Origin of the sequence: Actinomyces sp. Z16 (genome assembly GCF_003111765.1) — a bacterium.
Taxonomy (GTDB): Bacteria; Actinomycetota; Actinomycetes; order Actinomycetales; family Actinomycetaceae; genus Actinomyces; species Actinomyces glycerinitolerans.
In genome coordinates this window covers 825,055-844,664 of record NZ_CP027862.1, presented here as the reverse complement: position 1 = coordinate 844,664, position 19,610 = coordinate 825,055, and the positions used below count along the sequence as shown (strand labels likewise).

At 67.6% G+C, this 19,610-nt stretch carries 17 protein-coding genes; 4 read left to right on the top strand and 13 right to left on the bottom strand.

Features of this window, described 5'->3' with window-relative positions:
• Positions 1-4 precede the first annotated feature (4 nt).
• Both C3B71_RS03360 and C3B71_RS03355 read right to left on the bottom strand, forming a co-directional pair.
• Positions 5-1,132, bottom strand: a complete 1,128-nt coding sequence (locus tag C3B71_RS03360) for a hypothetical protein (protein WP_234416078.1) — start codon at positions 1,130-1,132, stop codon at positions 5-7.
• The gene (locus C3B71_RS03355) at positions 1,132-1,416 is read right to left on the bottom strand and encodes a hypothetical protein (RefSeq protein ID WP_108966165.1); all 285 of its coding nucleotides are present in this window, start codon (positions 1,414-1,416) and stop codon (positions 1,132-1,134) included. The genes C3B71_RS03360 and C3B71_RS03355 overlap by 1 nt, the downstream gene beginning before the upstream one ends.
• Before the next feature lie 228 nt (positions 1,417-1,644).
• Between C3B71_RS03355 and C3B71_RS03350 the strand changes: the two genes are divergently transcribed.
• Entirely contained in the window at positions 1,645-2,313 is a 669-nt protein-coding gene (locus C3B71_RS03350; RefSeq protein ID WP_108966162.1) for a potassium channel family protein, read from the top strand.
• Positions 2,314-2,579: 266 nt separating this feature from the next.
• Here the strand turns inward: C3B71_RS03350 and C3B71_RS03345 are convergent, their stop codons facing one another.
• The 6 genes from C3B71_RS03345 to C3B71_RS03320 all read right to left on the bottom strand — a co-directional run bounded on the left by C3B71_RS03345 (position 2,580) and on the right by C3B71_RS03320 (position 8,968).
• Positions 2,580-3,866: an endo-1,4-beta-xylanase gene (locus C3B71_RS03345; RefSeq protein ID WP_199912568.1), complete on the bottom strand. Its 1,287-nt coding sequence runs from the start codon at positions 3,864-3,866 to the stop codon at positions 2,580-2,582.
• 77 nt (positions 3,867-3,943) lie between these two features.
• A complete protein-coding gene (locus C3B71_RS03340) occupies positions 3,944-4,687 on the bottom strand; it encodes an SDR family NAD(P)-dependent oxidoreductase (RefSeq protein WP_146750796.1) in 744 nt (247 codons plus the stop codon).
• Positions 4,687-5,769 (bottom strand): Gfo/Idh/MocA family protein, encoded by a 1,083-nt coding sequence (locus C3B71_RS03335; protein ID WP_108966155.1) that lies wholly within the window; start codon positions 5,767-5,769, stop codon positions 4,687-4,689. Before C3B71_RS03335 ends, C3B71_RS03340 begins: the two co-directional genes overlap by 1 nt.
• A 65-nt stretch (positions 5,770-5,834) precedes the next feature.
• Positions 5,835-6,623: a carbohydrate ABC transporter permease gene (locus C3B71_RS03330; protein ID WP_108966153.1), complete on the bottom strand. Its 789-nt coding sequence runs from the start codon at positions 6,621-6,623 to the stop codon at positions 5,835-5,837.
• A gap of 1 nt (position 6,624) precedes the next feature.
• A complete protein-coding gene (locus tag C3B71_RS03325) occupies positions 6,625-7,557 on the bottom strand; it encodes a carbohydrate ABC transporter permease (protein ID WP_199912567.1) in 933 nt (310 codons plus the stop codon).
• 67 nt (positions 7,558-7,624) lie between these two features.
• Positions 7,625-8,968 (bottom strand): ABC transporter substrate-binding protein, encoded by a 1,344-nt coding sequence (locus C3B71_RS03320; RefSeq protein ID WP_159097636.1) that lies wholly within the window; start codon positions 8,966-8,968, stop codon positions 7,625-7,627.
• Between the two features lie 165 nt (positions 8,969-9,133).
• On the opposite strand from C3B71_RS03320, the gene C3B71_RS03315 reads away from it, so the two are divergent.
• On the top strand, positions 9,134-10,144 hold the full coding sequence (locus tag C3B71_RS03315) for a LacI family DNA-binding transcriptional regulator (protein ID WP_108966149.1): 1,011 nt from the start codon (positions 9,134-9,136) through the stop codon (positions 10,142-10,144).
• Between the two features lie 57 nt (positions 10,145-10,201).
• Here C3B71_RS03315 and C3B71_RS03310 read toward each other — a convergent pair whose 3' ends face one another.
• From C3B71_RS03310 to C3B71_RS03290, 5 genes are all read right to left on the bottom strand, one after another.
• Positions 10,202-11,497, bottom strand: coding sequence for an ABC transporter substrate-binding protein (locus tag C3B71_RS03310; protein WP_108966147.1), 1,296 nt, complete (start codon positions 11,495-11,497; stop codon positions 10,202-10,204).
• Between the two features lie 65 nt (positions 11,498-11,562).
• Complete coding sequence (locus C3B71_RS03305; RefSeq protein ID WP_199912566.1) at positions 11,563-13,929, bottom strand: beta-glucosidase; 2,367 nt, start codon at positions 13,927-13,929, stop codon at positions 11,563-11,565.
• Positions 13,930-13,969: 40 nt separating this feature from the next.
• Positions 13,970-14,878, bottom strand: coding sequence for a carbohydrate ABC transporter permease (locus C3B71_RS03300; protein WP_073327618.1), 909 nt, complete (start codon positions 14,876-14,878; stop codon positions 13,970-13,972).
• The gene (locus C3B71_RS03295; protein WP_073327619.1) at positions 14,875-15,861 is read right to left on the bottom strand and encodes a carbohydrate ABC transporter permease; all 987 of its coding nucleotides are present in this window, start codon (positions 15,859-15,861) and stop codon (positions 14,875-14,877) included. Before C3B71_RS03295 ends, C3B71_RS03300 begins: the two co-directional genes overlap by 4 nt.
• 93 nt (positions 15,862-15,954) lie before the next feature.
• Positions 15,955-17,277, bottom strand: coding sequence for an ABC transporter substrate-binding protein (locus tag C3B71_RS03290; RefSeq protein WP_199912565.1), 1,323 nt, complete (start codon positions 17,275-17,277; stop codon positions 15,955-15,957).
• Between the two features lie 77 nt (positions 17,278-17,354).
• Here C3B71_RS03290 and C3B71_RS03285 point away from each other — a divergent pair, with 77 nt between their 5' ends.
• Positions 17,355-18,440 (top strand): acetylxylan esterase, encoded by a 1,086-nt coding sequence (locus C3B71_RS03285; protein WP_325048223.1) that lies wholly within the window; start codon positions 17,355-17,357, stop codon positions 18,438-18,440.
• 54 nt (positions 18,441-18,494) lie between these two features.
• Complete coding sequence (locus C3B71_RS03280; protein ID WP_108966143.1) at positions 18,495-19,532, top strand: LacI family DNA-binding transcriptional regulator; 1,038 nt, start codon at positions 18,495-18,497, stop codon at positions 19,530-19,532.
• Positions 19,533-19,610 lie beyond the last annotated feature (78 nt).

The following is a 19,610-nucleotide window of genomic DNA, read 5'->3' as shown; positions in this document are numbered from 1 at the left end:
ACCGTCACCAGTGAAACAGCTTACTGACACCCTTGTTGATCAAATCTCCCGCCGCCTTACCCACAGCGGATCCTGCGATTCCTCCGATCGCACCGCCGACAATACCGCCCACGGCGATACCGACCGGACCTCCAAGAGCACCGATCGCCATCCCGGCTTGAGCTCCCAGCCAAGCCCCACCGTATCCCAGGCCACCCTGCGTAACTGCCTGCGTTCCGGCACGCACGAGTTTCTTGCCCGCGCCCATTGAGGGGTTGGCCGAGTCCTTCTGGTACTGCTCGTACCCACCAACAACGCCAGAGAATATGGCTGCACCAACACCTATGCCCTTGGTGACACGAGCCGCTTTTCCGGCATACTGCTGTACCTTCCACGCGGTGGTCCCGCGGGTGTAGGGCTTGTTGATCCAGTTACTGGTCTTGGCCTTGGCCCACAGGGTTCGCAGCAGCCCCATCTCGGAGCGGTCCGCCGCCGACATGAATCGGCCCGCACCCGGATGCCAGCTCGGGTAGCGGGGCCGGAACACGGAAATCGCTCTGATCGCAGCCCATTGAGCACCAACCGCAACACCGTCGGCAATGTCTGCCGCCTTGGATACGCCGCTCGCATCCCAGGTGGGGATGAACTGATCCCGGAGCCACTCCCCCGCACTCTTGAGGGAGTCACAGGCCGAGATGAGCGTGTCGTGCGCCGTCGACTCGTCGGCACGAATCAGGGACAGCGTGGAGGAGAGCGTGTCGTAGGCGGCCTTCTTGGTGGCGTAGTCCGCGTCGGAGTCGTCCTCCGCGGGCTCCTGAATGGTGCTGCCGGAGACCGTCAGTCCGGCGGCCGTCGCGTCGGCGATCACGTCCGCGAGCCGGGTCTTGACCGAGTCCATGGAGTAGCCGAAGTCGTTGAGTGCCTTGGACAGGGACGTGGCATCGGTGGAGGCGTCGTCGAGGTCCGCGCCCTGGGTACTCAGCCTCGACAGCGCCGCATTCGTCGACTCACTGAAGCAGTCGGAGGCGATGGTCCTGCGTGTGGCGGCAACGTCGTCGGAGGCGTCCGAGACCGTCGTCGATATCGTGCTCAAGCTCCGTGCGGCATTCCACGCCTCCGAGGGCTCGGTGATCACCCGCGCGTCAAGAGACATCAGTTATCACCGGCCGAGGGAGTGGCCGAGGCGGCGTCCTGGTCCGTGTTGCGAAAGTCCGAGGCGGTCGTCCTCAGGCCGCTGGCCGTGGTGCGCAGTGAGGAGGCCGCACCCGAGGTCTTGGAGGACAGCCTACTCAGCGCCGTTGACACCGCGGACGACGAGCGGCCCACATCGGGGTCGGCTGGAAAGGAGGCATCCTCAAGGTCACCGGCAACATCATCAAGCGTTCCAGCCGCATGATCGAGGGTCTCGGGGTTTATGTTCAGACTTCCGGTGCTCACGCAGTCATCTCCTAGAGGTCCAACGGACCAATCACGCGCGACACCGTGATGCTACCGCGACCCAACGTCATTCTGAGCGGTTCCTGAGCAATCTTGATCACGTTGCCTGTACCAGCAACCGGGCTCAGCGGAGGGGACTACCGTTGGGGGCAGTACCCGCTCGGTGACGTTCTCCGGGCAACGCTCGCTATCATTCGGTGAGTATCCACACATCGCCATTGAGGACTCATGCCTGACCGCTCCGCCTACAACGACTCGACCCTGGTGATCGGGCTCGGCCGCTTCGGCTCGGCCATGGCCGCCACGCTGGACCGCCTGGGCAGGGAGGTCCTCGCCGTCGAACGGGACCCCGTCATCGTGCGCCAGTGGACCGGACGCATCCCGCTGGTGGAGGCGGACGCCACCGACATGGAGGCCCTGGAGCAGCTGGGCGCCACCGAGTTCGGCACCGCGGTGGTGGGCGTGGCCACCTCCCTGGAGGCCAGTGTGCTGATCACCGGCAACCTGGTGGACCTGGAGACCCCGCAGATCTGGGCGAAGGCCGTCTCCCGCGCGCACGGCCGCATCCTGCGGCGCATCGGCGCCCACCACGTGGTCTACCCGGAGTTCGACGCCGGGCAGCGCGCCGCCCACCTGGTATCCGGCCGTATGCTGGACTACATCGAGATGGAGAAGGGCGGCTTCACCATCGTCAAGATGCGCCCGCCCGTCGAACTGCACGGCTTCACCATCGGCGAGTCCAAGATCCGCTCCCGCTACGGGGTGACCGTCTTCGGTCTGATGAGCCCGGGTGAGGCCTTCGAGTACGCGACCCCCGCCACCCTGGTCTCCCCCGACGACGTGCTCGTGGTCGGTGGGGACGCCATGCTCCTGGAGCGCTTCGCCAACCGCGGCTGAGTCGAATAGGTCGCCGGGGCGGCGTTGCACGCTTCAGGCTGGACGCTGAAGCCCGAATTGGCGGAATTGTGCGGGTTTACCCTACTATCGCGAACCGCTCAGAGAGCTCCGGTGTGCAACGGACCCCTCGTTGCACACCGGAGCCTCGCCACCCATCCGGGCCCAAATCCCGCGATTGGCTAGATTGCGCCAAAAAGTCCCGATAGGCTTAGGTTCCGGACACGGCCTTTGCGTGCAAAGAGCACGGCCCACACGATGAGGGCGTCCTATTTCCGCAGGCCGACTCTCGTCTCCGCCTGGTCCGCCGCCGCATCGAGCTTCACCTCGCCGCTGCGGTCGGCGGCAGTGACCCGATAGGTGCCGCGGAAGCCGGACAGGCGCAGTTTCCCGTCGGCGTCGGTGCGCACCGTCGTAGGCGGCGTCCACCACTGGCCCTTGACCAGGTCGTGCAGGGCCGCGTAGCTGGGCTTCAAGGTGCCGTCGGCGCGGGCGAAGCCGACCGGGGCGCCCAGCCAGGCCCCATCGTCGGTGAAGCCCCAGTAGGTGATCGCCGCGACCGCGGGGTGGGAGGCGAGCGTGGTGTAGTGGCGGCGGATCTCATCGGCCTGGCGCTCCTCCCCCTCCGGTGTGCTGGGCCAGTGCGGAATCTGGTAGTCGTTCAGGTCCACGATCTCGGGCGGCATGAGGTGGCCGGAGACCAGTGTGGTCTCGGTGAAGTGCAGCGGCAGGCCGAAGCGGCTGAAACGCTCGAGCACCTCCTGGGTGCGCTCCTCGCCCCAGTACCCCTGGTGCATGTGTGACTGCAAGCCGATCGCGTCGATCCTCACCCCCGCCTCCAGGCAGTCCTCGATCAGCTGGACGTACTTCTCGCTCATATTGAAGTCGTTGAGCAGCAGGAAGGCGTCGGGGTTGGCGGCGCGGGCGGTCTCGAAGGCGAGCCGCACGATGCCCACGCGGCCGAGGCGCTGGGCGAGCGGGGTGATGGCGTTGTCCTCGGCGGTGAACTCCGGCATGATCACCACCTCGTTGATGGCGTCCCAGGTGTCCACCAGGCCGCGGAAGCCACTCGCCTCGCGGGTGATGCGAGCACGCAGGATGCGCTCGACCTCTTCCGGGTCGCGTCCCAGCAGCCACTGCGGGGCGAGCGTGTGCCAGGCCAGCGGGTGTCCCTTGACATCGGCACCGTGGGCGCGGATCCAGCGGGCCGCATTCGCCAGCCGCTCGGTGTGCGGATGCCCCTCCTCCGGCTCGAATGAACGCCAGTAGAAGGGCAGGGTGGTGACGTTGAACAGGTCGAAGAAGCGGTCCGTCAAGGTCTCGGCCAGCTCGGGCCGGGCCCCGCCGAACAGGCTGTCCGCGTTGGACTCCTCCCCGTTGGCGACGGCGACGAAGTCGAAGCCGATGTTGCCGATTCCCAGCTCGTGCCGGGTCTGCTCGACGACGACGTCGGTCTCCGCCAGCGGCGCCCCGTCGGGGCCGGTGACGGCAATGACGCGCTCGGACAGGCGGTGGCGCATGGCTGGTGGGACGGTTACGGTGCTTACGTGGTTCAAGGCTTGCTCCTGTGGTAGCGAGTCCGCGTGCGCAGACTCATCGTGTGCGGAAACAGTGGTGGATTCGCAGTGGGGTCTTAGATCTGGCTCATGCCGCCGTCGATGACCAGCTCCGCGCCGGCCACGTAGGCGGAGTCCTCGGCGGCGAGGAAGACGATCGCGGCGGCGGTCTCATCGATCGAGGCGATGTGGCCCACGGGCACCATGCTCGTGATCCGGTCGATAGCCTCCTGCCCGCCGACGAAGGCGGCGAAGCCCTCGGACATGGTTGGGCCCGGGCTGGCCGCGTTGACCCGGATGCGTCGCTCACGCAGCTCGGCGGTGAAGGTGCGCGCGAGCGAGCGCACGGCGGCCTTGGAGGCGTTGTACACCGAGTGTCCGGGGTCGCCGTTGGACCCGGAGATGGAGGACAGCAGGACTACCCGCGCGCCGTCCCGCAGGAGGGGCAGGGCCTTGCGGACGGTGAAGTAGGCGCTCTTGACGTTCAGGTCCATGACCCGGTCGTAGGTGTCCTCGTCCATCTCGGCCAGCGGCCGGTCACCACCGCCGCCCGCATTGGCGACGATGACGTCGAGCGGGCGCCCGAGCGCCGCGATACGCCCCATGAGGCGGTCGAGGTCTTCCATGCTCGAGGCATCGCCCTGCACGGTCAGGCAGTGCTCGCCGAGTTCCCGGCGCGCCCGAGCGAGCATGTCGCTGCGGCGTCCGGTTACGACGACGTCCGCGCCCTCCGCGATCAGACGCCGGGCAACGCCGAATCCGATGCCGGCGGTGGCGCCGGTGACGAGTGCGAGTTGACCTTCTAATCTGCGTTCGGGCATCAGGCCCACACCTCCTTGACTGCGCGAACATTGCGTCCCCTCTGGATGGACTCCTCAATGGCCAGGGCGAGGTAGTGGTCCTGGCATGCCTCGGCAAGCGGGTAGGGCTCCGGGGCCTCACCACGCGCCCACGCGCCGACCTCGAGGAGGAAGGAGGCGACGGCGATGTCGTCCTCCGAGAAGCGGCTTCCCGGCCAGGGATTGCGGTAGACGATCTGCCCGTCGAAGGCGACTGTGGCGAGCTCGTTGCCTTCGAGGTTCATGTCGACTCCAAGCCGTCTGTAGCTCAGAGGAGACGAGACAACGCCCTCATCTGTCAGGCGCACGACACTGTCGTCGACAATCTCCCCCTTCCCGCCACGCACCAGGATCCTCCGCGACAGCAGGGGGTTCCACCACTGGTTGTCGGTGAACAGGTACAGGCCGCAGCGTCCGTCGCCGAAGTCGAGTGTGGCGATGGTGGTGGCCGCCTCCTTGGGCTGCGGATTAGCCTCCCACCCGGAGAAGGACAGCGGATCGACCAGCGGCGCCGTGAACCGGTGCGCGTTGACCACCGCCTCCTCCATGTCGAGGCCGAGGAAGCTCCTGATAAGAGACATCGAGTGGTACATATGGGTTGAGGCGACCTCCACGAAGGTCGGGGCCCCGATCACACCCCGGTCCACGACGGCCTTGCGGCTCGCGTGGCCGGGCATGCGCAGGTACTGCTCTGCGACCTGGACGAGGCCCGTAGACCCGACGTCGTGCCATAGCGCCCGTAGCCCCTCCAGGTCCGGTGCCGGAGGGGTCTCGGCGAGGACCTTGACGCCGCGGGCGACGAGGTCGCGGACGACCTCGGGCATCGAGGACCAGGAGACGCAAGCGATCACGAACTCCGGATCGGTGGCGAGCAGATCCTCCACTGCGGGGACAACCGGCACGTCCCAGCCGTCGCGAATACGGGAGCGGGAGGGCTCAGAGCGAGCCAGTACCGCGGTGCAGTTCAAGACTTCGGGGACTGTGGCGGCAATACGGAGGAAGAACTCCGATCTCCACCCGGCCCCGATGATGGCGAAGCGGATGGGAGGCGATGATGTTGTCATACTGCTCGGCTTTCGTGTCAGCGGGCGAAGCAGCGCCCTGGGTGGTTGTGACAATGAGGAGACCGCTACTTGAGTGCGCCGGCCGCCATGCCCCGCTCGAAGTACTTCTGGGCGGACAGGTAGGCGACGATGGCGGGTACGGCCGTGATTACGGCAGCCGCGAGCACTCCGGTCTGGTCGTTGGTGTACTGGCTTGTGAAGAACGAGGGCAGGAGCGTGACTACCTGTTTGCCCGGATCATTGAGCATGAGCATCGGCAGAAGATATGAGTTCCAGGAGTTGATGAAGGTCAGTACGACGATCGTCGCGGCAATGGGCCGTGTCAGTGGAAGGATGACGTGGCGGAAGACCTGCAGGATGCTGGCTCCGTCGACTTTGCCCGCCTCCATGAGCTCGTTGGGGATGCCGCCCACGTAATTGCGGGCGAGCAGGACCGTAAAGGGCGTCTGCAGCGCCGCGAGAGGCAGAATGACCGCCGCATACTCGTTGTAGAGGTCGAATCGTGAGGCCATGACGAACAGCGGCGTGAGCAGGACGGCCTCGGGCATCGTCAGCGCCGCCAGCAGCGCCCAGAACCAGATCTCCTTGCCGCGGAACCTGAGCTTGGAGAAACCGAAGGCGGCGAGCATTGTGACCACGTAGACGATCACGACCACGCTGACGGCGATGATGGCGCTGTTCCTGAAGTAAATCGGCACGACGCCGGTTGCGAAGACCTTCTGGTAGTTACCGATTCCACGGCCCGCGAACGATCCCTGCACCATCGCCAGCAGCGGGAGCAGGAAGGGGACGGTCAAGACCGTGGCTAGCGCCTGGATCAGAACCCTGGAGCGTCGGCTACGAGAGTCGAACATGTCAGTTCGCCCCCTTTCTGCTGCGGACGCTGGAGGCGACTCCGCCGACAATGGCGAGGACAAGCAGGATCACCGCGACGGCGGCCGCATATCCGAAGTGCTTCTCCTGCACCATGGTGTGGTAGATGTAAGTGCCGAGGAACTCGGTGCCGTGGTTCGGTCCACCCTTGGTCACGAGGTAGGGCACGTCAAAGGTCTTCAGGGCGCCGATGAGGCCGAGAATGGCCAGCGCGCCGGTGGTTCCCCTGCACATCGGCCAGATGATCGAGCGCATGGTTCGCACGCCTCCGGCACCGTCGATCCTTGCGGCCTCGAGTATCTCGGAGTCGATCTGACTCATCGCCGCGTAGTAGAGGATGAAGGTCATGCCGGTCCACTGCCAGACGGTGACCACCATGACCACCCCCATCGCGGTGGACGGGGAGGCGAGCCAGGGCTGGCTCAGCGAGCCGAGCCCGACGTGCTGCAGGAGCCAGTTGAGCTGTCCATCGGCGTCGAAGATCTGACGGAAGACCGGGGCCATGGTCGCGGGGGCCAAGACGGTCGGCACGAAAATGATCACCTTGTACACCGCACCCAGGCGGACCCGGGAATGCAGCAGCGCCGCCAGAATGAACCCCACGGCCGTCTGCACGGTGAAGGTGATGATGAAGAAGTACAGGGTGTGCCACAGGGATCCCCAGAAGACGTTGTCGCCGACGAGCTCGGCATAGTTCCCCGCACCTATGAAGTCGGGTGCGGAGAGGATGAAACCGTTCCAGTCGAGCGTAGAGACGAAGCCCGTGTACCCGATCGCGAAGTAGACGAGCCCGATGACCAGGACGGCCGCGGGCAGGATCCAGGGCAGGCCCCATGACTGCATGTCGATGCCACGCCGCGCCGCGACCTCGGTCCCGGTAGCACGCCTTGCCCGGGCGGGGCGTACGACCGTCATAGCGGTTCTCCACTCGTCGCTGCCGCATCGTGGGAAGACCGCTGTGGAAGCAACTCAGGCATTGCGCTCACCTCTCCGAGTCCACAACCGCCTGTAGCGCGGACAGCACTTCCTCGATCGTGACCGTCCCCGCGATGAGGCCGATCAGACCGTCCCGGTAGGCGCTGTTGAGATCCGCGCTGACGTCGGCGAAACGCGTGACACTGCTGCCGCCGGCCTGCTCCGTGTACGTCTGCAGGGGCTCCCTCTGCACCTCGGGGTCGACCAGGTCGATGGCGTCCCAGTCGGGGGTGACTCCCTCAAGCGCGGGGATGTCATTGAGAGTGTCGGCGATCGCCTGCTGACCGGCACTTGAGGCGGCCAACCAGGTGACGAATGTCGTGGCCGCGGCCTGCTGCTGAGACATGCCGCTGACGGCAACACCGTAATCCGCGTCACCGAAGTAGCCGCCGATATTGCCCGTGCCCGCGACGTCCGGGAAGTCGATCGGAAGGATCGTGAACGGCTCCGGGTTGGACACCCCGGCGGCCTCCATGGCCGCCACCATCGCGTCCTTGACCGCGTACTGCGTGTACCAGGACCCCATCATGATCATGGCGTACTTGCCGGACATGAACATGTTGTTGGCGTCAGGGTACTGCTGGAGCCCGATCGCACCCTCCTGCATGATCCCCTCATCGAAGAGGCTCTGCCAAATCTCGAGGCCCTGGGTGAAGATCGGGTCGCTGAACGGGATCTCCCCCTTCGCAGCCGCCACATATGAGCCCGGCCTGATGTTCTCCATGATCGCCTCGAAGGTGTCCATGTCGAAGGCGTGCTGACCGGCACCCTGAACGAAGCCGCCGACACCCGCCGCTCGGAAGGCCTCGCAGGCCGACTTCCATTCCGCCAAAGTGGTCGGATGCTTGAGGCCGTGCTCGTCGAAGAGGTCCTGGTTGACCCACAGGCCGCCGGAGTACACGGCGCCGGCGGACAGGCCGACCAGCTTGTCGCCGACGGTGAGTCCGTCAACCCCGATCGCGGCGAGCCTGCTCCTCCAGTCGTCGCCCAGCGCCGCGGTGACCGCCTCCGTAAGGTCGATGGCGCCGGCCTCGAAGGTCTGGACTCCGCCATTGGCAGAGCCAGGAGCGACGTTGAAGACGTCCGGTCCGTCCTTGGAGGTGATTGCGGGGCTGAGCACGGAGTCGTAGGAGTCGATCGGCTTGGAGACGAACTCGACGTGAATATCGGGGAACTCCTGGTTGAAGGCCTCGATGATCTTAGCCGCGTTGGCGGCGTCCGGCGTCCAGCCCCACCAGGTGATGTCACCGGCCGTGGCCGAGCCCTGCTGCTCCTGCCCGCCGCCGCACGCGCCGATGCCGGCAGCGATGGCGATAGCCGCGGCTAGACCGCCGAAGGATCGACGAGTCATGAGAAAGTTTCGCGAGTCGTGCATCATTGCACCTTCCTCCTAGCATGCTCATTGTCCCCAAGAAGGGTTGCACACACCTTCGAGTGCCACGAAAGTTTCTTTAACCTTTCGTGACTCGCTAATCTAGTTCCATCGGCTGGACCTGTCAAGAGAGGAGCCCCGACGGTGAGTCAGCGGGTCACGATCGCCTCCATCGCCCGGCAGGCCGGGGTCTCGGTCCCGACGGTCTCGAAAGTGCTCAACGGCCGCCCCGGCGTTTCAGAGACGACGCGCCGCGAGGTCGAGGCGCTCGCGTCGGCGCTCGGCTACAAGCCGCGCCGCACCACCCGTCCGACTCCGAGCCATCTGGTCGACTTCGTGATCTCCGGGCTCGACACGCAGTGGGCATCCGCGCTGCTCACCGGCGCCCAGGCCGAGGCCGCCCGCAGAGGAAAGGACCTCGTGGTCACCGCGACCCACGGATCTCCCGTTGGGGGAGCCCACTGGGTGGATCATCTGGTCACCCGCGGCTCCGCAGGAGTGGTCGTCGTCGTCTCGGAACTGCTCGAGGTGACCGAGCGCAAGATGCGCCAGCTGAAGATGCCGGTGGTCCTTCTCAACCCGTCAGGACACCAGCGCCATGATGTCCCCACCGTCGCGGCCACGGACTGGGCGGGCTCGCGGGACGCCACAGAGCATCTGATCTCCCTCGGTCACCGCCGGATCGCCTACATAACCGGCCCGATGGACCTCGTCTCTCACCAGGACCGCCTTGACGCCTACCGCTCCGTCCTCAGCCGCCACCAGATCCCCTACGACCCCGAGCTCGTCGTCGCCGGCAACTCCCTGTTCGAGGGCGGCTACCGGCTCACGCCGCGGCTCCTCGCCCTGGACAACCCGCCGACGGCAATCCTCAACGGCTCCGACGAGCAGGCCTACGGCAGCTACCGGGCGATCAAGGACGCCGGCTTGGCCATCCCCAAAGACATCTCCGTCATCGGCTTCGACGACGTGGACCTGTGTCAGTGGGTCTCGCCCCCCATGACCACCGTCCACCAGCCCCTGATCGAGATGGCGCAGGAGGCCACGCGCATGGTCATTGACCTCTCCGAGGATCCGCACGCGCCGGCGCAGAACATCGAGCTCGCCACGACCCTGGTCGTGCGTTCGTCGACAGGACCCGCGCCCCGCCACTGAGCGGAGCGGCATCAGACCGGACGGGAGCCGCCGCGCACAAGCCCGCGCCCGGCCTCCTCACTCCTTGGCGGCCGCTGCGGTCATGGCGTCGACAATGCCCTGGGCGTCGCCCTTGCCCGCCAGCATGTCGACCACGGCGACGTTGAGCGCGTTGCCGACGTTCTGTCCCAGGGAGGTGTCCAGCCACACCTGGGAGTAGGCGGCGTCGTTGCCCGCCTGCATGGCGTCGGCCAGGGGGCCCGCCGCGATTACCCCCTGGGCGTCCTGGTTGGCGGGCAGCATGTCGAAGGCGTCGGCGTAGGCCTCCTGGTTGTCCTTGGTCATGATGAAGTTGAGGAACTCGGCGCACAGCTCGGCCGGGGCCGTAGCAGAACAGGAGTAGCCATCGACGCCACCCATGATGGCGGTGGGGTCGCCCTCGCCACCATCAACGGCCGGGAAGGGGAACCAGGCCAAGTCCTCCAGCGGCTGTTCATCCGGGGTCAACGAGGCGATGACGCCCACATCCCAGGTCCCCATGAGCTCCATGGCGGCCTGGTGGTTGGCCACCAACCCCGCGGACGAACCCGCGCCCTGCTGGGCGGAAGTGGTCAGGAAACCGTCGTTGAAGGGCTCGGTGGCGGCGAAGTCGGCCAGGTCCTGCCCGGCATCAACCCAGCACTGGTCGGAGAAGTCCAACTCCGCCAGCGAGGACTCCAGCGTTTCCTGACTGCACTCGCGCAGCACGAACTGGTAGTACCAATGGGCAGCGGGCCAGGCGTCCTTGGCCCCCAGGGCGATCGGGGAGGTGCCGGAGTCCTTCAGCTTGGTCACCGCGTCGGACAACTCCTCCATGGTGGTGGGTGCCTCGGTGATGCCCGCGGCGTCGAACAGTTCCTGCGAGTAGTAAATCCCCTCCGGTTGGAAGGAAGTGGGCATCGCATACAAGGAGCCATCGATGGTGTAGGGCGCAAAGGTACCCTCAGCCACCGACTCGCGTACCTCTGGCTCCACCAGATCCGTGATGTCGAGCAGCTGCCCCGCCTCGACCATGTCGGCCATCTTGCCGCCGCCGCGCTGGACGAACAGGTCCGGGGCCTGTCCGCCGGCCAGCGCCGTCTGCAGCTTGCCATCGATGTCCTCGTTGGAGATCGCCACCACGTCGATGGTGACGCCCTCGTGGGAGGCCTCGAAGTCGGCCGTGACCTCCTCCCAATAAGCAGCCCAGGCGGGAGTGGTGGAGTTGTTCCAGAAGGTCAGTGTGACCTCGTCACCGCCGTTGGCCGAATTCGCGCCGCATGCGGCGAGGGCAAGCGAGGCGGTGAGCACTCCGACGACGCCAAGACCCCGCCTATGCCTAACAGACAGCTTCATCTTTGAAACCTCCGTGAAGAGTTGTTCGGTTTGGTTAATCAGTGGAGCCCGCGCCGCCCCGGCCCTCATGCCGACGCCACGACTACGGGTGTGGTGAGCACGCGGCCCTCATCGACCACGCGGCGCCGGCCGGTGATTTCGACGGCGAGCGGCGCCAGCCGGTCCTCGCTGCTGGTGCCGGCGGCGAGCAGGATCTGACCGGGCTCGACAATGCGCCGGTAGTCGACGCCGGTGAAGGAGGTGCGGTCGGCGTGCACGGTGAAGGTGACCCGCTTGGACTCCCCCGCCTCCAGGTCGACCTTGGCGAAGCCGATGAGGGTCTTCAGCGGGCGCACCACCTCGGCCACCGGGTCGGACAGGTACAACTGGACGACCTCGGCGCCGGCGCGGTCGGAGGTGTTGGTGACCGTGACCGTGTAGTCGACCCGTCCGTCCGCGTCCATCCGGGTGGCGGAGACGGCGGGGTCGGTGAGGGCGAAGGTCGAGTAGCTGAGCCCGTAGCCGAAGGGGTACAGCGGGGTGGGGTCCAGGTTGGAGATGCCGTCGGCGTGCCAGGCGAGCGGCGCCGCCAGGTAGGTGCCCGGCTGGCCGCCGCGACCATTGGGAATGGCGACGGGCAACCGCCCGGAGGGGTTGACCGCCCCGGTGAGCACACCGGCGATGGCATCGGCGCCCTCCACGCCCGGCATGAAGGCCTGCACGATGGCGGCGCAGCGGTCGGCATACTCCCCCAGCGCGTAGGGGCGCCCGGTGACCAGCACCAGCACGGTTGGGGTGCCGGTTGCCAGCACCGCCTCCAGCAGCTCCCCCTGGCGTCCGGGCAGGCCCAGGTCGACGACGTCGCAGCCCTCCCCGGAGGTGCCCCCGCCGAAGAGCCCGGCGATGTCACCGAGAGTGACCACGGCCACGTCGGCGGCCGCGGCGGCGTCGACGGCGGCACCGAAGTCATCGGCACGCCCGTCGATGAAGCCGACACCCCGGTGGAAGGTGGCCCCACCGGGGCGGGCGGCGCGCAGCGCGTCGGGCAGGTCGCGGATCTCCAGCCCGGTGGTGCGGCCGCCGTCGCGGCTGAGCACGTGGTTGGGGAAGGAGTAGCAGCCCAGGAAGGAGCGCACGTCCTCCCACACCGGGCCGGACACGGCCAGGCTCGCGTCGGGGGCGAGCGGCAGCACGCCGTCGTTCTTCAGCAGAATCACCGACTCCTCCGCCAGGGCGCGGGCCACCGCCCGGTTGCCGGGAGAGTCGAGGTCGCGGCCCGCATCGACGCCGGCGGTCGGCTCCCAGTCGGCGTCTAGCAGGCCCAGCCGGGCCTTCTGGGTCAGGACCCGGACGACGGCGGTGTCGAGTTCGGCCTCGGTGAGCAGGCCGGCGTCCAGCGCCGCCTCGAGGTGGGAGTAGCAGGTGGTCTCCGGCAGCTCCACGTCCAGCCCGGCGCGTACCGCCAGCGCGGCGGCGTGGGCGTAGTCCCCGGCCACGTGGTGCATGGCCTGAAGAAAGCGCACCGACCAGTAGTCGGAGACCACGGTGCCGGTGAAGCCCCAGCGCTTGCGCAGCACCTGCGTGAGCAGGTGGCGGGAGGCGGCCACCGGTTCGCCGTCGATGTCGGAGTAGGAGTTCATGACGGAGGCGACGCCGCCCTCACGCACCGCCATCTCGAAGGGCGGCAGCATGACGTCCTCCAGTTCGCGCTGGCCCATGGACACCGGGGCGTGATTGCGGCCGGCCTTTGATGCCGGGTAGGCGACGAAGTGCTTGAGGGTGGCGTGCACCCCCTGGGCCTGCAGGCCGCGCACGTAGGCGGTGCCGAGCGTGCCCACCAGGTACGGGTCCTCGCCGCAGGTCTCCTCCACGCGCCCCCACCGGTAGTCGCGCACGACGTCGAGCAGCGGGGCCAGGCCCTGGTGCACGCCGACGGCGCGCAGGTCGGCACCGATGCGGCCGGCCATCTGTTCCACGAGTGCGGGCCGCCAGGTGGCGCCCCAGGCGATGGCGGCCGGGTATACGGTCGCCCCCAGCGCCGTGAAACCGGTCAGGCACTCCTCGTGAGCGATGGCCGGGATGCCGAAGGCGTTGCGGGAGACGATGTCGCGCTGCAGACGCGCCAGCTTGGCCGCTCCGTCGGCGACGCTGACGGGGTCCGTGCCGTAGATGCGGGTCAGGTGGCCCAATCCGCCGTCGACGCTCTCCTCCCAGCCCTGGCGTCCGACCTTGAACGCGTCCTCCATGGGGGCGACTTGGTGAGCGGCCTCGGATGCGGCCGCCTCGTCGTCGTGGTCACCGACGTCGACCGGCTCCGGTGCGGGCACGGCCTCTTCCTCGTCGCGCTCCCAGAAGGAGGCGAGCTGGTGGATCTTCTCCTGTCGGCTCATGACCGAAAGCAGGGCTGCGGCCCGCTGGTCGGCAGGCAGGGAGGTGTCGTTCCAGGTGTTCACGGTTGGCTCCAGGTTGCGGTGGTTGGCGGTCGGCCTTGGGTCAGCCCTTGACGGCGCCGGTCAGGCCGCCGACGATGCGCCGCTCGAACAGGCTGAAGACCACGAGGGCGGGGATCATGGACAGGGAGGTGAATGCCAGGACCTGCGCGGTGTTGACCGAGTGCTCGGAGGCGAAGGCCTGGACCCCCAGCGGGAGGGTGTACTTCGCGTGGTCGGTCAGGATGAACAGCGGCAGCATGTAGGAGTTCCAGGAGCCGACGAAGGTGAGGATTCCGGTGGTGACCACGCCGGGCGCGGACAGGGGTACGACCACCCGCCAGAAGAAGCCCATGCGCCCGCAGCCGTCCAGGGAGGCGGCCTCCTCCAGCTCCTTCGGGATGGCCCGCAGGAAGGGCACCAGAATGATGACGGTCTGCGGCAGCGCGAAGGCGATGCCGGGGATGATGATGCCGGCCAGGGAGTTCATCATGCCCAGGTTCTTGATCAGGATGTACAGGGGCGTGATGGCCACGGTCATGGGGAACATGAGCCCGGCCGCGAACAGCATGTACAGGGCGTTGCCGCCCTTGAAGGGGTAGCGCGCGATCACGAAGCTGACCATGAGCCCGAGCGTCACGGTGCCGATGGTGGCGCAGGCGGCGGTGATGGTGGAGTTGCCGACCTGCTGCCAGAATCCGGAGGAGGTCAGCACCACGCGGTAGTTGTCGACCACCCAGGGATCGGGCAGGCCGGCGGGATCGGAGGTGATCTGCGAGTTGTTGCGGAAGCCGCCGAGGATCACGTAGGCGACCGGGGCGAGCAGGGCCGCAATCACCAGCGCGGCCACCAGGTAGACCACGGGGCTGGCCCAGGCGGGCTTGGCCTTGGCGGAGCGGACGCGGCGGCGCGCACTGGCCGGCGCGGGCGCGGCGGGGTCGAGAGGCTTGATGGAGGATGCGGCGGCGGTCATCGGCTGCTCCCGGTCAGTGCGCCCTCGGTGTCACGGCGCAGGACGAATCGTTGATAGGTCAGGGCGATCACCAGGGAGATCAAGAACAGCACGACGGCGACGGCGTTCCCGTAGCCGTAGTTGCCGCTCATACGGCCGTTGACCACCATGTAGGTCGCCATCGTGGAAGTACCCGCGGTGGAGGAGATGTACTGGCCCCAGATGATGTAGACCAGGTCGAACAGCTGTAGGGAACCGATGATCGACAGGAAGCCCCACATGCGCATGGTCGGGCCCAGCAGCGGAATGGTGATCTTGCGCTGGATCTGCCAGTAGGAGGCGCCGTCGACCTTGGCGGCCTCGGTCAGTTCCTCGGGAATGCCCTGCATACCGGCCAGGAAGATGATGACGGCGAAGCCGGCGTACTTCCAGGTCAGGATGAACAGCAGGACGGTCAGGGCGGTCTTGGGGTCGGAGATCCAGTCATTGACGAGGGCGCTGAGCCCGAGCTTGCGCAGCAGTCCGTTCATGGCGCCGTCGGTCTGCAGGATCAGGCCCCAGGCGGTGCCGGCGATAACCTCGGAAATGACGTAGGGGATGAAGATCAGCACGCGGATCAGCGACTGCCCACGCATCTTCTTGTTCAGCAGCAGCGCCAGCAGCAGGGCGAAGGGCCCCTGCAGGGCGAGTGAGCCGACCACAACGATGGCGTTGTGGCGCAGCACGTTGTGGAACTCGGGGTCGGTGAGGATGGTGCGATAGTTGTCGAAGCCGACGAAGTTGGTGGGGACGCCGAAGCCCTTCCACTTGAAGAAGCCGTAGTAGGCGGCCATGATCACCGGCAGGATGACGAAGGTGATGAACAGGATGACGGCGGGGGCGGACAGGGCCGTGATCTCCATACGGTCCCGCCAGGACAGGGCGTTGGGGCTCCGCCGTTTCCGGCCCCGCTGCTTGCCCTGTTCCGCCGTACCGGCGGGCAGCGTAGCGGTTGCAGCTGTCATGTGAGGGTCTCGTTTCATGCGTTGGCCGCGGCGCACCCAGAGCACGCTTCTGGGCGCGCCGCGGCCTGGTGGTTGGAGCGGAGGGAGGAGGCTTTACTCCTTGGCGGCGGCCGCGGTCATGGCGTCGACGATGCCCTGGGGGTCGCCCTTGCCGGCGAGCATGTCGACCACGGCGACGTTGAGCGCGTTGCCGATGTTCTGTCCCAGGGAGGTGTCCAGCCACACCTGGGAGTAGGCGGCGTCGTTGTTGGCCTCCACCTGCGGCAGCAGCGCCTCGGAGGTGACGACGTCCTGCGCCTTCTCGTTGACGGGGATGGTCTCGAAGGCGTCGGCGTAGGCCTCCTGCTTCTCCTCGCTCATGAAGAAGTTGAGGAACTCGGCGCACAGCTCGGCCGGGGCGGTGGAGGAACAGGCGTAGCCGTCGACGCCGCCCATGATGGCGGTGGGGTCGCCCTCGCCGCCCTCAACGGCCGGGAAGGGGAACCAGCGCAGGTCGGGCAGCGGCTCCTCGTCGGGGGTCAGCGAGGCGATGACGCCGACGTTCCAGGTCCCCATGAGTTCCATGGCGGCCTGGTGGTTGGCCACCATGCCCGCGGACGAGCCGGCGCCCTGCTGGGCGGAGGTGGTCAGGAAGCCGCTGTTGAAGGGCTCGGTGCCGGCGAAGTCGGCCAGGTCCTGCCCGGCGTCGACCCAACACTGGTCGGAGAAGTCCAGCTCGGACAGCGAGGACTCGAGTACGTCTTGGCTGCACTCGCGCAGGGCGAAGAAGTAGTACCAGTGCGCGGCCGGCCAGGCATCCTTGGCCCCCAGGGCGATCGGGGAGGTGCCGGAGTCCTTGAGCTTGGCGACGGCGTCGGACAGCTCCTCCATGGTGGTGGGCGTCTCGGTGATGCCGGCGGCGTCGAACAGGTCCTGGGAGTAGTAGATGCCGCCGGGCTGCAGCGAGGTGGGCATGGCGTAGATGCCGTCATCCACCATGTACGCGGAGAAAGCGCCCTCGGGGACGTCCGCGGCCACGGTCTCATCGATCATGTCCGAGATGTCGAGGATGAGTCCGGCATCGACCATGTCGCGCAACTTGCCGCCACCGCGCGCGAGGAAGACGTCGGGCCCCTCACCCGCGTTCTGTGCAGTCTGGAGCTTGCCGTCCAGGTCCTCATTCTGGATGGCCTGCACCTCGACGGTTACGCCCTCGTGGGAGGCCTCGAAGTCGGCTGCGACCGTCTCCCAGTACTCCGAGCCGGGGCCGGTAGTGGCGTTGTGCCACAGCGTGAGGGTGTTGTCGTCACCGCCCGCGCCGGATCCCCCGCCGCATGCGGCCAGCGCCAGCGAGGCGGTCAGCACGCCGGCCATCACTCCGGCGACGCGACGGCGGGAACGTGTGGGGTGGGGGCGGTGAGCACTAAGCTTCATCATTGAAACCTCCGGGTACGGACGCGTCCGATCAGGCTGATCGAAATATTTCGCGAATCCGTCTGACATATTTAGTATAGCTGCGCACATTATCCTGTCAACTGCGGTCGCCGCCGGCCTCCGACCGACGCGCCACCGCCAACCACACAGTCACCGCAAGGAGCCGCCATGGCCTACTTCGACCTGCCGCCGTCGGAGCTGGAGGACTACTCCCCGAACTGCCCGAGCCGAAAGACTTCGACGCCTTCTGGGCGCACACGCTCGCACAAAACCCCTTCGATCCGGCCAGCGTCAGCATCGCCCCCGTGACGACACCGCTGCGCACCCACCGGGTCCAGGACGTCACCTTCGGCGGTTACGCCGGAGACCCCATCCGCGCCTGGCTGATCGCCCCGGCCGACCAGTCCGGACCGCTGCCCGCCGTCGTCGAGTTCCTCGGCATGGGCGGGGGCCGCGGCCTGCCGCAGGACAACCTGGCGTGGGCGGCCGCCGGCTACGCCCACCTGGTGATGGACACCCGCGGCCAGGGCTCGCACTGGGGCTCCGGGGGTGATACGCCGGACCCGCACGGCACGGGCCCGGCCGCGGCCGGCTTCGCCACGCACGGATTGCAGTCCCCCGAGGAGTACCTGTATCGGCGGCTGTTCGTGGACGCCCACCACGCCGTCGAAGCCGCCGCGGTCCTGCCGGAAGTGGATGCCTCCCGCATTGCCGTCACCGGCGTCTCGCAGGGCGGCGGACTCACGCTGGCCGCGGCGGGCCTGAACCACCGCGTCATTGCCGCCATGCCGGACGTGCCGTTCATGTGTGCGCTCACCCGCGCGGTCGGGCTGACGGACGACCCGCCCTATGCCGATATCGCCGGCTACCTGGCCGTGCACCGCGACGAGGTGGAACAGGTGCGCCGCACGCTCGCCTACTTCGACGGTGCACTGCTGGGCGCGCGGGCGACCTGCCCGGCCTTGTTCTCCACCGGGCTGATGGACACCACCTGCCCGCCGTCGACCGTCTTCGCCGCCCGCAACCGATGGGGGCAGGCGGCCGTCCCGGCACCGGCGCGCCCGGAGATCCGCGTCTACCCCTTCAACGGGCACGAGGGCGGCGAGTCGTACCAGTGGCGCGAGCAGGTGGCCTGGCTCGCCGCGCTGCATCAGAACCTCGAATAGTCCTGTTAACCTCCTGGAAGCACACGGGCCCGGCGGGTCCTGAGGGGAGAAGACGTGGAATCTCGGCAGCGAGTGACCCTGGACGACGTCGCTGCGGCGGCCGGCGTTTCCAAGTCGGCCGCCTCCAAGGCGCTGAACAACCGCGCTGATGTGTCTGCGGCGACACGGGAGCGCGTCCTGGCCGCCAGCGAGGATCTGGGCTACGTGCGCCCGGAGACGACGCCGGCCCGCACCTACCCGCCGATCGCGATCGTCTCCGACGACCTCGCCACCGCCTACACCATTGAAGTGCTCAAGGGGGCCGCGACCGCCGCGCTCGACGCCGGGGTCGCCCTGCACACCACCTACACGCCCACCCCGGCCGAGCGCGCGCACCCGGTGCCCTTCGAACCGGAGTGGTTCACACTGCTGAAGGCCACCGACTACCTCGGCCTGATCGTGTTGACCTCCTCGCTCACCCGCGAGCAGCACACCAGTGCCAGGCGCATCGGCCTGCCCGTGGTGATGATCGATCCCTCCGGCGAGCAGGAGCGCGGCATAGCCTCCATCGGCGCGACCAACTGGAACGGGGGCGTGGACGCCACCGAGTACCTGATCGGGCTCGGCCACGAGCGCATTGCCCTGGTCGGCGGCCCGGACGACTCGGTACCCGCCCGCGAACGCCACCAGGGGTACCTGTCCGCGCTGCAGATGCACTCACTGCCCGTACACGCAAACCTGATCTCCTCCGGCCCCTTCACCTACGAGACCGGCCTGCAGCAGGGACGTCGGCTGCTGCGGCTGCCGGAGGGCGAGCGCCCGACCGCGGTCTTCGCCGCCTCGGACACCACCGCCCTGGGCATCTACGAGGCGGCCAGGGAGGCCGGGCTGCGTATCCCGGAGGACTTCAGCGTGGTCGGCTTCGACGACACGGAAATGGCCGGCTGGGCGGCGCCGCGGCTGACGACGGTGCGTCAGCCGCTGTTCCGCATGGGGCAGGAGGCGGTCCGCATGATCGTTGACAATCACCACGGCCGCCCCATGCTGACCACCACGCCCGTGCGGCTGAGCACCCGCCTGGTCATCCGCGACTCCGCGGCGCCGCCCCGGTAGCGCGGCCTGCTTACCACCGCGGGCGGTGGTGGGCCGGTGTCGCCCCACCACCGCCCGCGGTTCGAACGGATTGCTGCG

What these genes read in the sequence shown, in the direction of transcription:
- C3B71_RS03290 (WP_199912565.1), bottom strand. Translation starts at nt 17,277, where the DNA reads ATGATGAAGCTTAGTGCTCACCGCCCCCACCCCACACGTTCCCGCCGT.
- C3B71_RS03360 (WP_234416078.1), bottom strand. Translation starts at nt 1,132, where the DNA reads ATGTCTCTTGACGCGCGGGTGATCACCGAGCCCTCGGAGGCGTGGAAT.
- C3B71_RS03340 (WP_146750796.1), bottom strand. Translation starts at nt 4,687, where the DNA reads ATGCCCGAACGCAGATTAGAAGGTCAACTCGCACTCGTCACCGGCGCC.
- C3B71_RS03295 (WP_073327619.1), bottom strand. Translation starts at nt 15,861, where the DNA reads ATGACAGCTGCAACCGCTACGCTGCCCGCCGGTACGGCGGAACAGGGC.
- C3B71_RS03300 (WP_073327618.1), bottom strand. Translation starts at nt 14,878, where the DNA reads ATGACCGCCGCCGCATCCTCCATCAAGCCTCTCGACCCCGCCGCGCCC.
- C3B71_RS03320 (WP_159097636.1), bottom strand. Translation starts at nt 8,968, where the DNA reads ATGACTCGTCGATCCTTCGGCGGTCTAGCCGCGGCTATCGCCATCGCT.
- C3B71_RS03310 (WP_108966147.1), bottom strand. Translation starts at nt 11,497, where the DNA reads ATGAAGCTGTCTGTTAGGCATAGGCGGGGTCTTGGCGTCGTCGGAGTG.
- C3B71_RS03350 (WP_108966162.1), top strand. Translation starts at nt 1,645, where the DNA reads ATGCCTGACCGCTCCGCCTACAACGACTCGACCCTGGTGATCGGGCTC.
- C3B71_RS03335 (WP_108966155.1), bottom strand. Translation starts at nt 5,769, where the DNA reads ATGACAACATCATCGCCTCCCATCCGCTTCGCCATCATCGGGGCCGGG.
- C3B71_RS03325 (WP_199912567.1), bottom strand. Translation starts at nt 7,557, where the DNA reads ATGACGGTCGTACGCCCCGCCCGGGCAAGGCGTGCTACCGGGACCGAG.
- C3B71_RS03330 (WP_108966153.1), bottom strand. Translation starts at nt 6,623, where the DNA reads ATGTTCGACTCTCGTAGCCGACGCTCCAGGGTTCTGATCCAGGCGCTA.